Source organism: Pseudomonas sp. S150 (assembly GCF_004526365.1).
In the GTDB taxonomy this organism is placed as follows: domain Bacteria; phylum Pseudomonadota; class Gammaproteobacteria; order Pseudomonadales; family Pseudomonadaceae; genus Aquipseudomonas; species Aquipseudomonas putida_A.
The window spans coordinates 6,237,487-6,248,071 of record NZ_CP038207.1 but is presented as its reverse complement, the minus strand read 5'-3'; the positions used below and the strand labels follow the sequence as shown (position 1 = coordinate 6,248,071).

Annotated in this window: 7 protein-coding genes and 1 pseudogene; 5 read left to right on the top strand and 3 right to left on the bottom strand. The window is 60.8% G+C overall.

The window, feature by feature from the left end:
* Positions 1 to 37: 37 nt before the first annotated feature.
* Positions 38 to 1,906, top strand: a pseudogene (locus tag E3Z29_RS29105) (hypothetical protein).
* 25 nt (positions 1,907 to 1,931) lie between these two features.
* Positions 1,932 to 3,176 (top strand): metallophosphoesterase, encoded by a 1,245-nt coding sequence (locus tag E3Z29_RS29100; RefSeq protein WP_134787508.1) that lies wholly within the window; start codon positions 1,932 to 1,934, stop codon positions 3,174 to 3,176.
* 96 nt (positions 3,177 to 3,272) lie between these two features.
* Here E3Z29_RS29100 and gbcA read toward each other — a convergent pair whose 3' ends face one another.
* Positions 3,273 to 4,568, bottom strand: a complete 1,296-nt coding sequence (gene gbcA, locus E3Z29_RS29095) for a glycine-betaine demethylase subunit GbcA (protein ID WP_027610658.1) — start codon at positions 4,566 to 4,568, stop codon at positions 3,273 to 3,275.
* Between the two features lie 281 nt (positions 4,569 to 4,849).
* Between gbcA and gbcB the strand changes: the two genes are divergently transcribed.
* The gene (gene gbcB, locus E3Z29_RS29085) at positions 4,850 to 5,950 is read left to right on the top strand and encodes a glycine-betaine demethylase subunit GbcB (RefSeq protein ID WP_095187122.1); all 1,101 of its coding nucleotides are present in this window, start codon (positions 4,850 to 4,852) and stop codon (positions 5,948 to 5,950) included.
* A 214-nt stretch (positions 5,951 to 6,164) separates the two neighbouring features.
* On the opposite strand, the gene E3Z29_RS29080 is transcribed toward gbcB, so the two are convergent.
* Both E3Z29_RS29080 and E3Z29_RS29075 read right to left on the bottom strand, forming a co-directional pair.
* Positions 6,165 to 6,989 carry an NAD(P)-dependent oxidoreductase gene (locus tag E3Z29_RS29080; protein WP_134787507.1) on the bottom strand — a complete coding sequence of 275 codons (825 nt, stop codon included), beginning with the start codon at positions 6,987 to 6,989 and terminating at the stop codon, positions 6,165 to 6,167.
* Positions 6,990 to 7,153: 164 nt separating this feature from the next.
* The gene (locus E3Z29_RS29075) at positions 7,154 to 8,194 is read right to left on the bottom strand and encodes a low specificity L-threonine aldolase (RefSeq protein WP_003228968.1); all 1,041 of its coding nucleotides are present in this window, start codon (positions 8,192 to 8,194) and stop codon (positions 7,154 to 7,156) included.
* Positions 8,195 to 8,320: 126 nt separating this feature from the next.
* Between E3Z29_RS29075 and E3Z29_RS29070 the strand changes: the two genes are divergently transcribed.
* Positions 8,321 to 9,031 carry a TraX family protein gene (locus tag E3Z29_RS29070; protein ID WP_134787506.1) on the top strand — a complete coding sequence of 237 codons (711 nt, stop codon included), beginning with the start codon at positions 8,321 to 8,323 and terminating at the stop codon, positions 9,029 to 9,031.
* Positions 9,032 to 9,317: 286 nt separating this feature from the next.
* Positions 9,318 to 10,571: a serine hydroxymethyltransferase gene (gene glyA, locus E3Z29_RS29060; RefSeq protein WP_027610662.1), complete on the top strand. Its 1,254-nt coding sequence runs from the start codon at positions 9,318 to 9,320 to the stop codon at positions 10,569 to 10,571.
* The last annotated feature ends 14 nt before the right edge of the window (positions 10,572 to 10,585 follow it).

Here is a 10,585-nt window from a genome sequence, read left to right as displayed (position 1 = left end):
GACATCGCTGGTTGGTGGTCAGAAGGAAATGGATGATATGGACAGCTACATCCGCTGGTTTCAACGCTTCATCTGGATCGGCATTGCGATGAACATGGTGTTCGCGATCCCGGCGCTGTTCGCGCCGGGGTTGCTGACATCGGTGGTCGGTCTGCCGCCGCAACTCTCCGACCCGTGGCTGGAAAACGCCGGGATGCTGCTGGTGGGCATCAGCGTGTTTTACATGCCGTCGGGCTTCAATGCGCCGCGCTATGTGGTGCATTCCTGGCTGTGCGTGCTGACGCGGCTGATCGCCGTGGTGTTCTGGATTTACCTGATCAATACGAGCATTCAGGGTTCGGTGTTCGTGCCGATGCTGATGGGCGATCTGAGCTTCTTCCTGATCCTCGGTATTCTGCTGTACCTCGGCACCACGCCCGCGAACCGGCCATGGGCGCTGCTCTGCGATGGCTGTCGCGAGTGGCGCGCGGCCTGGGCGCGGCAATGGCAGAGCCATGCCTTCAAGGTCGGCACCTTGATCGTGGTGGCGCTGCTCGGTTTCATCGGTTACCAGACCTGGTACCAGATGCTGCGGGTGGTGCCGGAGCAGGAATACGCCTCCGACGAAGACCACTACAAATACGCCGCCATCGGCCTCGGTATCGAAGCGCGGATCCCGTATTACCTGTTCGCCGTGCTGCCGCAGATGTGCCCGGAAAAACTGCCCAAACCCGGCGACTGGGAAGTCTTCGGCTTTCTCTATGAAAACGGCAAGGACCTGCCGATCGGCATGGCCAAGCGGCAGATCGGTTACCCGACCGTGGAACCGAACTGCGCGCTGTGTCACACCGGCTCCTACCGGGCCAATGCCAGCGACGTTGCGGTCAACGTGCCGAGCGCGCCGGCCAACACCCTGCAACTGCAGGCCTTCCAGTGGTTCGCCTACGATTGCGCCAGCGACCCGAAATTCACCACCGACGCGGTGATGGCGGCGATCAACGGCAAATTCCAGCTGGGCTTTTTCGAGAAGCTCTAAAACCGCTATCTGATTATTCCGATGGCGAAGAGCGCTTTGCTCAAGCAGAAACAGGCCTACGCCTGGCAGAAGCTGCGGCCGCAACAGGGCCCGGGCCGCACCGACACCTTCAACCCGACGAAAATGGTGGTGTTCGGCTTCCCGGATGACTCGACCATCGGCACCGTCGATCTGCCGCAAGTGTGGAACCAGAAGCCGCGGGAATCGATGTACCTGCACTGGGACGGCAATAACAACAAGATCCACGAGCGCAACTACGCCGCCGCGATGGCCGTGGGCGCAACGCCGGAGTCGGTGCTGCCGCCGAGCTTCAACCGAGTGACCAACTGGCTGCTCGGGCACAAGGCGCCGGCGTGGCCGTGGGCGCTGGATCAGGCGAAAGTCGCGCAAGGCAAGCCGATCTGGGATGCAAATTGCGCCGCGTGCCACGACTTCGGACGCGCCGACACCGGGCAAGTGACCACCAACATCGACCAGCTCGGCACCGATCCACATCGGCTCGATTCGTTCACCACCGGTCTGGTGACGGCGTTCCATACCTTCAAGAAACCGCCGTTCGACTTCGGCGCGTATCGCAAGACCCAGAGCTACAGCAACACGCCGACTGACGGTATCTGGCTGCGCGCGCCTTACCTGCACAACGGTTCGGTGCCGACCCTGTGGGATCTGCTGCAACCGCCGGAAAAACGTCCGGTGGTGTTCATCACCGGCTCCGACGTCTACGACCCGGTCAACGTCGGTTTCGTCACCACGGGCGCTCAGGCCAAAGCCTCGGCGGATTTCAAATACGACACGCGGCTGGAGGGCAACCACAACACCGGTCACTTGTATGGCACGCAGCTTTCGGACACCGACAAGCGTGCGCTGATCGAATTCATGAAAACCCTGTGAGCCCTTACGGATAGAGGATTACGCCATGTCAGCGGTCGGTCATCTGAAACACGAGTACGACAAGGTCAAAGTGCGCATTCACGGCTTGTTCACGCGCATGGAAATGGCCTGGATGAAGCTCATCAGCGAACTTGAACCGAAGGAGTTCGAGGCCATTATCAAGTTGCTGCAGCGTGGTCACGATCAGGCGCAGTACGTGCTGAAAAACGGCGAGTTGCCGGACGACGAGCCGAGCGTACCCTGGGAGTTGTCCCACGGGTTGTCGATCCTGCGTATCGGCAATGCCACACCGTTGCCGCAATCGCCCGATCAACTGGCAACCCGGGTGTTGCAGGACGGCAGCCTGCTCGGCTGTCGCAAGTGGGAATTGCTTGATCTGCTGTGGAGCGAGGCATTGCTCAAGTGGATTGAAAACCTGCGCCATCACGCGACCTTCGGCACTGACCCGGCGGTGGTGCAGATGGAGCGCGACGTGACTTTGGCGATTGCCGGCGACTGGGGCACCGGCCCCTTCGACAGTCATGCGCCGGCAGTTTCAGTCGCCAACCAGATGCAGCTGGCGCAAGCGGATTTCACCATCCATCTGGGCGACGTCTACTACGCCGGCAGCCATTCGCAGGAAGACGTCGACATGGCCGGCTGGCCGATGGGCAGCCACGGCTCGTTCACCCTCAACTCCAACCACGAGATGTACAGCGGCGCCCACGGCTATTTCAAGGAACTGGCCAAGCGCTTTCCGGGGCAGCAGGGCACCAGTTATTTCGCCTTGATCAACGACGACTGGCTGGTGGTCGGCCTCGATTCGGCCTACGCCTCGGATGCGATGAACTTGTACATGGATGGCACGCTGAATGAGCCGCAGATCGTCTGGATGAAAGGCCTGCCGAAACGCAAAAAAATCATGGTGCTCAGCCATCACCAGGGCTTCGACATTTCCGGGCACAACAAGACCGCGCTGTATCAACCGGTGTGCGATGCACTGGGGCGCGAGCCGGATTATTGGTACTGGGGACATCTGCACAACGGCATCGTCTACGCACAACAGGGCGGTTTGCATGCGCGCTGCGCCGGGCATGGGGCGATTCCATACGGCAACGCCAGCGAGCTGGACGGGCATTCGCGGGTATTGTGGTCGGAGACGCAGGATGCCAACGACCCGGCGTATCCGCTGCGGGTGTTGAATGGCTACGCGAAAATCAGGCTGGTGGGGGAGGATATTTTTGAGGAGTTTATTGGTGAGGATGGCAGTGTGAGGTGGTCATCCAAGTGAGGCGGTGAATGTGATGACGTCATCGCGAGCAGGCTCACTCCTACAATTGGAATGCATTCCCCTGTAGGAGTGAGCCTGCTCGCGATGCTTTTGCTTTTAGCCCTGAACCGGGACGCCCTTGAGGTACGGCGCAGGCTCGGCCCCAAGGTTGTTGAGCATCCGCTCGCTGTACCAATCCACGAAGTTGACCACGCCAAACTCATAGGTCTTCGAGTACGGCCCAGGCTGATAGGCGGTGGAGTTGATCCCGCGCTGGTTCTCTTCGGCCAGACGCCGGTCCTGATCGTTGGTCGCGTCCCACACCTGGCGCATGCGCTCGACGTCGTAATCCACGCCTTCGACCGCGTCCTTGTGCACCAGCCATTTGGTGGTGACCATGGTTTCCTGGGCGCTGATCGGCCATACGGTGAAGACGATGATGTGGTCGCCCATGCAGTGGTTCCACGAGTGCGGCAGGTGCAGGATGCGCATCGAACCGAGATCCGGGTTCTTGATCCGGCCCATCAGTTTGGCGCAGCCCTGTTTGCCGTCCAGGGTCATCGACACGGTGCCCTTGAGCAGCGGCATGCGCACGATGCGGTTGCGCAGGCCGAAGCTGGCGTGGGCGTAAGGGATCTTCTCGGCTTCCCACGCAGCAGCAGACGCGGCGACGTGATCCTTGAACGCCTGATCGGCACGCGGGTCGGTGACGTCGTCCCATTCCAGCAGGGTTTTCAGCAGTTCCGGGTGCGACGCGTTGCAGTGGTAGCACTCGCGGTTGTTTTCCAGCACCAGTTTCCAGTTGGCCTTTTCCATCAAGGTGGTGGTGATCGCCACCTTGGTGTTCTCCATGTCGTACGGTTCCATGTAGTGGTTCAGCGTCGACAGGAAGTCATCGATGGCCGGCGGATTCTCCGCCAGGCTGATGAAGATGTAGCCGCCGGCAGTCTTCACGTTCACCGGTTTGAGGCCGTATTGCTTCATGTCGAAGTCGGCGCCCATCTCGGTGCCGGCGAACAGCAGGCGCCCGTCCAGCTCGTAGGTCCACTGGTGGTAGTGGCAGACCAGTTTGGCAACCTTGCCCTTTTCGCTGGTGCACAGACGCGAGCCACGGTGGCGACAGACGTTGTGGAACGCGTGGACCACGCCGTCGGCGCCACGAATGACGATGATCGGGTTCTTGCCGACCTGCAGGGTCAGGTAGTTGCCCTTGGCCGGGATCTCGCAGGTCATGCCGGCGATCAACCACTCTTTCTGGAAGATCTCCTGCATGTCGATATCGAACAGGCGTTCGTCGCTGTAGAACGGCTGCGGCAGCGAGAAAGTGCGCTCGCGCTCCTGCAGCATCTGTGCGGTGGCCTTGCGTGCGGGTTCCAGCGGATCGCCCAGGCTGATTTTTGCGGTGACGTCCATCGATGTATTCCTCAAGGCCATCTGCGTGGCCGCGAAAGTGGCTGATCAGGGTTGCTACGCAAGGTGTAAAGAATTCGTCTTGGTGTGGGGCGAGTGTGGGGCCGGCGCTGCCCGGAACCTTATCCATGGGCGACATGGTGCAATCTGTTCCCGACGCGCAACCCCCGGCGGTTGGGGGCTGGTCGCGATAAGTATGCCGATGTCGCGGATAGGTAAACGGACGGTTCACGCTATACGCAGAATCGCCACATGAAGGCCGACAGTCGGCCGTGGAGAACAGCATGTCCAACAGCTTCCTGAATCCGGTCACCACCCAGACCTGGGCCAATGGCCGACACATCGTCCGTTGCGTCAAAGTCATCCAGGAAACCTGGGACGTGCGCACCTTCTGTTTCATGGCCGACCAGCCGATCCTGTTCTTCTTCAAGCCCGGGCAGTTCGTGACCCTGGAGCTGGAAATCGACGGCCAGCCGATCATGCGCTCGTACACCATTTCCAGTTCGCCGTCGGTGCCGTACAGCTTCTCGGTGACCATCAAGCGTGTGCCGGGGGGCAAGGTCTCCAACTGGCTGCACGACACCCTGCATGAAGGCCAGGAGCTGGCGGTGCACGGGCCGGTCGGGCTGTTCAACGCCATCGACTTCCCGAGTCCGAAAGTGCTGTATCTCAGCGGGGGCGTGGGGATCACCCCGTGCATGTCGATGGCGCGCTGGTTCTACGACACCAACGCCAATGTCGACATGACCTTTATCCACAGTGCGCGCTCGCCAAAAGACATCATTTACCACCGCGAGCTGGAACACATGGCGTCGCGGATCGACAACTTCAGCCTGCACCTGATCTGCGAGAAACACGGGCTGGGCGAGCCGTGGGCCGGTTATCGCGGCTACCTCAATCACAAGATGCTGGAACTGATGGTGCCGGACTTCCTCGAGCGCGAAGTGTTCTGCTGCGGCCCGACGCCGTACATGAACGCGGTGAAGCGCCTGCTGGAAGTGGCCGGTTACGACATGTCGCGTTATCACGAGGAATCCTTCGGCGCCACGCCACCGGAAGCTCGTGCCGATGCGGTGGAACAGGCCGAGCAGGCCGCCGATGCACCGGAAATCGATGCGGCGGATCTGCATCAGGTCGAGTTCACCGCCTCCGGCAAGAGCATTCGCGTGGCACCGGGCGAAACCGTGCACGCGGCGGCGGCCAAGCTTGGCCTGATGATCCCGAAAGCTTGCGGCATGGGTATCTGCGGCACGTGCAAGGTGATGAAGCTTGGCGGCGAAGTAGAGATGGAGCACAACGGCGGGATTACCGAGGACGACGAGGCGGAAGGTTTTATCTTGTCGTGCTGCAGCGTGCCGAAGGGCGACGTCAGAATCGAATTCTGAGCTGGGGCGAATTTTGCGTACGGCTTGCCCCTCACCCCAGCCAGCCCTCTCCCAGAGGGAGAGGGGGCCGACCGAGGTGTCTGGCGCTATACATCGACCCTGAAAGACCTTATCGATTATGGATTCGGTAAAGCAGATTCAGGTCGGGGTAATTCTCAAATATCCCCCAATCAGTCCCCTCTCCCTCCGGGAGAGGGTTAGGGTGAGGGGCTTTTCAGTCGATAAACAAATCCGTCATCAACGCCGCATCACTCCCCGGTTCGAAGCGGTAATGCTTGAACTCAGTCACGCCGTGCTCACGCAAAATTTCTTCGTCGATAAGCAGTCGTCCAGTGATCTGTCGTGCGCTGCTTCCCAGGATCACATGCGCCGCATCCGCCATGATCGCCGGCGTGCGCGCATGCTTGAACGACTCGCGGTTGCCCAGCTGAAATTCGATGGCGGCGGTGGCAATCATGGTCTGTGGCCACAGTGAATTGACGCTGATGCCGTAACTGGCGAACTCCTCGCTCATCCCGATCGTCAGCATGCTCATGCCGTATTTGGTCACGGTGTAGGGGCTGAACTGGGCAAACCACTTGTTCGCCATGTTCAGCGGTGGCGACAAGTTGAGAATGTGTCCGGCGGATTTCTTCAGATAGGGCAGGGCGGCCTGGCTGCACAGCAGTACCGCGCGGGTGTTGATCTGGTGCATCAGGTCGAAACGCTTGAGTTCGATGTGCTGCACGCCAGTCAACTTGATCGCCCCGGCGTTATTGACCAGCGCATCGATACCGCCGAAATGCTCGTTGGCCTGGGCCAGCGCATTGCGCACCGCGTCTTCATCACGCACATCGACTTGCAGGGCCAATGCCTTGCCGCCAGCGGCTTCGACTTCCTTGGCTACGCTGTGGATGGTGCCGGGCAGTTTGGGATGGGCTTCGGCGCTTTTGGCCGCAATCGCGATATTGGCCCCGTCTTTCGCGGCACGCAGCGCAATCTCACGCCCGATGCCACGGCTGGCGCCGGTGATGAACAGGGTTTTGCCTTGTAGCGACATGCCGATGCTCCTGCTTCTTGTTATGTGAGCGGAGGGCTCGACAGACAATGTAGACCAAGAGTCATCGCCATCCCTGTAGGAGCTGCCGCAGGCCGCGATCTTTTGATCTTGTTTTTAAGATCAAAATCAAAAGATCGCAGCCTGCGGCAGCTCCTACAGGGGAATCAGGCGGACATCACTTCGCGGATGTCGCGGGCCAGTTCGCGTACGCGTTCTTCTTCGGTGTCCCACGAGCACATGAAACGTGCGCCGCCCTTGCCGATGAAGGTGTAGAAGCGCCAGTTTTTCGCGGTCAGCGCGGCGATGGCCGGTTCCGAGAGTTGCAGGAATACGCCGTTGGCCTGCACCGGGAACATCAGTTCCACGCCCGGAATGTCGCTGACCAGCTCGGCCAGCAGTTGCGCGCAGTGGTTGGCGTGGCGAGCGTATTTGAGCCAGGCGTCGTTTTCGAGGATGCCGACCCACGGTGCCGAGAGGAAGCGCATTTTCGACGCCAGTTGCCCGGCCTGCTTGCAGCGGTAATCGAAGTCTTCGGCCAGTTTGTGGTTGAAGAACAGGATCGCTTCACCCACGGCCATGCCGTTTTTCGTACCGCCGAAGCACAGCACATCGACGCCGGCCTTCCAGGTCAGGTCGGCCGGCGAGCAGCCGAGGAATGCGCAGGCGTTGGAGAAACGCGCGCCGTCCATGTGCAGGTGCAGGCCCAGTTCCTTGCAGGTGGCGCTGATGGCGCGGACTTCTTCCGGGGTGTAGACGCTGCCGACTTCAGTGGCCTGAGTCAGGGTCACGACGCGCGGTTTCGGGTAGTGGATGTCCTGGCGCTTGAGCGCGACTTCACGGATCGACTGCGGGGTGATCTTGCCGTTTTCGGTGCCGGCGATCAGCAGTTTCGAGCCGTTGGAGAAAAATTCCGGGGCGCCGCATTCATCGGTTTCGACGTGGGCGGTTTCCGAGCAGATCACGCTGTGGTAACTCTGGCACAGCGACGACAGCGCCAGCGAGTTGGCGGCGGTGCCGTTGAAGGCGAAGAACACTTCGCAGTCGGTTTCGAACAATTTGCGGAAATAGTCCGAAGCGCGTGCGGTCCATTCATCGTCGCCATAAGCGCGCTGGTGGCCGTGGTTGGCCTGTTCCATGGCGGCCCAGGCTTCAGGGCAGATACCGGAGTAGTTGTCGCTGGCGAATTGTTGGCTCTTGTCGGTCATGGCCGGCTTCCGTGGTCGAGACTCTTGTGAAGGCTCGTGGTCAATGAGGATGCGCACTTTACCGAAGATCTTCCGGGGAGCACACGGGATGTCGCTGTCAGAAAATTACCAGTTTGTTACCCGATTATGCACGTGACTAAACGCGACGGCGCGCTGGATCTGCTCAAGTGGCTGGCGCTGCTGAGCATGCTGCTCGATCACCTGCGATATGTCGGGATCAGCGCCGATTGGCTGTATGTGCCGGGACGTCTGGCGTTCCCGTGGTTCTGCCTGGCGATGGCGGCGAATCTTGCCAGGGCCGGTGCGCAGAAGACCGAGTGGCGCTATCTGGGCTGGCTGCTGCTGTTCAGTGCGGTCAGCGAAATTCCCTACCGCTTGTACATTCCTGATCCCGACACCTTGAACGTGATGCCCACCCTAGCGCTGGGGTTGCTGGTGGCGCGGGGCTGGCAGGACCGGACGCTGCTGTCACGACTGTTGGGCGTCGGTGCCTTGCTGCTGGCGGCGCTGTTGTCGCAATGGCTGATGTTCGGCGTGTTTGGCGTGTTGCTGCCGCTGGCGCTGCTGTGGGTGATCCGTCGTCCCTGGTATTTCGGCTTGCTGCCGGGGTTGGTATGTCTGGCGGGGAATCAGTGGCAGGTGCTGTATGAGGCGGCGGAGTTTGGCAACCACGTGGCGGTGTTCGGCATCGCGGCATGCCTGATTGCGCCAATGCTCGGGCTGTTCTTGTTGCGACACTTCAGATCTATCCATCCGCTGCCCATGCGCCGTTGGGCGTACGCGCTCTATCCCCTGCATTTCCTCTTGCTGCTCGCCATTCGCACGGCCTGCACATAACCCCTGTGGGAGCGGGCTTGCTCGCGAAAGCGGTGTGTCAGGCGGTATTGATGTCGACTGACACGGCCTCTTCGCGAGCAAGCCCGCTCCCACAGGGGATCTCCGCAGTTTTGGATGATGTGTCCGACCAACCATTTCAGGCCATGTCGTAAACGCACCTTTGCGTGGCGTCCGCAGGCATTTGAGCTGTCTGCGCCGGTCATACCATCGGCATCAAAGGGCACTGCCTTCATTGCCAGTGCCTTACCGAGACGAATGGCGCACAGATGCCGCTGGGAGAGACGCGATGTTCAGCAAGCAAGACCAGATCCAGGGTTACGACGATGCACTGCTGGCGGCAATGAATGCCGAGGAGCAACGTCAGGAAGATCACATCGAGCTGATCGCGTCGGAGAACTACACCAGCAAACGCGTGATGCAAGCGCAGGGCAGTGGCCTGACCAACAAATACGCCGAAGGTTATCCGGGCAAGCGCTATTACGGCGGCTGCGAGCATGTGGATAAAGTCGAAGCGCTGGCCATCGAACGCGCCAAGCAGCTGTTCGGCGCCGATTACGCCAACGTCCAGCCGCACTCCGGTTCCTCGGCCAACAGCGCGGTGTACCTGGCGCTGATCCAGCCGGGCGACACCATTCTCGGCATGAGTCTGGCCCACGGCGGTCACCTGACCCACGGCGCCAAAGTCTCGTCCTCGGGCAAGCTTTACAACGCGGTGCAGTACGGGATCAACACCGACACCGGGCTGATCGATTACGACGAAGTCGAGCGTCTGGCCGTCGAGTGCAAGCCGAAGATGATCGTTGCCGGGTTCTCCGCCTACTCCAAGACCCTGGACTTCCCGCGCTTCCGCCAGATCGCCGACAAGGTCGGTGCGCTGCTGTTCGTCGACATGGCTCACGTGGCCGGTCTGGTCGCTGCTGGCCTGTACCCGAATCCGCTGCCGTACGCCGACGTGGTCACCACCACCACCCACAAGACCCTGCGCGGTCCGCGTGGCGGGCTGATCCTGGCCAAGTCCAACGAAGAGATCGAGAAGAAGCTCAACGCCGCGGTATTTCCCGGTGCCCAGGGCGGCCCGCTGATGCACGTCATCGCCGGTAAAGCCGTGTGCTTCAAGGAAGCGCTGGAGCCAGGCTTCAAGGCCTATCAGCAGCAAGTGATCGACAACGCCAAGGCGATGGCCAGCGTGTTTATCAAACGTGGCTACGATGTAGTGTCCGGCGGCACCGACAACCACCTGTTCCTGGTCAGCCTGATCCGTCAGGGCCTGACCGGCAAAGATGCTGACGCTGCCCTCGGCCGTGCGCACATCACCGTCAACAAGAACGCCGTGCCGAACGACCCGCAGTCGCCGTTCGTGACCTCGGGCCTGCGCATCGGCACCCCGGCCGTCACCACGCGTGGCTTCAAGGTCGCCCAGTGCGAAGTGCTGGCCGGCTGGATCTGCGACATCCTCGACAACCTCGGTGACGCCGACGTTGAAGCGAATGTGGCCAAGAACGTCGCGGCACTGTGCGCCGACTACCCGGTTTATCGCTGAGCGGTTTGGAGTAA

What these genes read in the sequence shown, in the direction of transcription:
- E3Z29_RS29100 (WP_134787508.1), top strand. Translation starts at nt 1,932, where the DNA reads ATGTCAGCGGTCGGTCATCTGAAACACGAGTACGACAAGGTCAAAGTG.
- gbcA (WP_027610658.1), bottom strand. Translation starts at nt 4,568, where the DNA reads ATGGACGTCACCGCAAAAATCAGCCTGGGCGATCCGCTGGAACCCGCA.
- gbcB (WP_095187122.1), top strand. Translation starts at nt 4,850, where the DNA reads ATGTCCAACAGCTTCCTGAATCCGGTCACCACCCAGACCTGGGCCAAT.
- E3Z29_RS29080 (WP_134787507.1), bottom strand. Translation starts at nt 6,989, where the DNA reads ATGTCGCTACAAGGCAAAACCCTGTTCATCACCGGCGCCAGCCGTGGC.
- E3Z29_RS29075 (WP_003228968.1), bottom strand. Translation starts at nt 8,194, where the DNA reads ATGACCGACAAGAGCCAACAATTCGCCAGCGACAACTACTCCGGTATC.
- E3Z29_RS29070 (WP_134787506.1), top strand. Translation starts at nt 8,321, where the DNA reads ATGCACGTGACTAAACGCGACGGCGCGCTGGATCTGCTCAAGTGGCTG.
- glyA (WP_027610662.1), top strand. Translation starts at nt 9,318, where the DNA reads ATGTTCAGCAAGCAAGACCAGATCCAGGGTTACGACGATGCACTGCTG.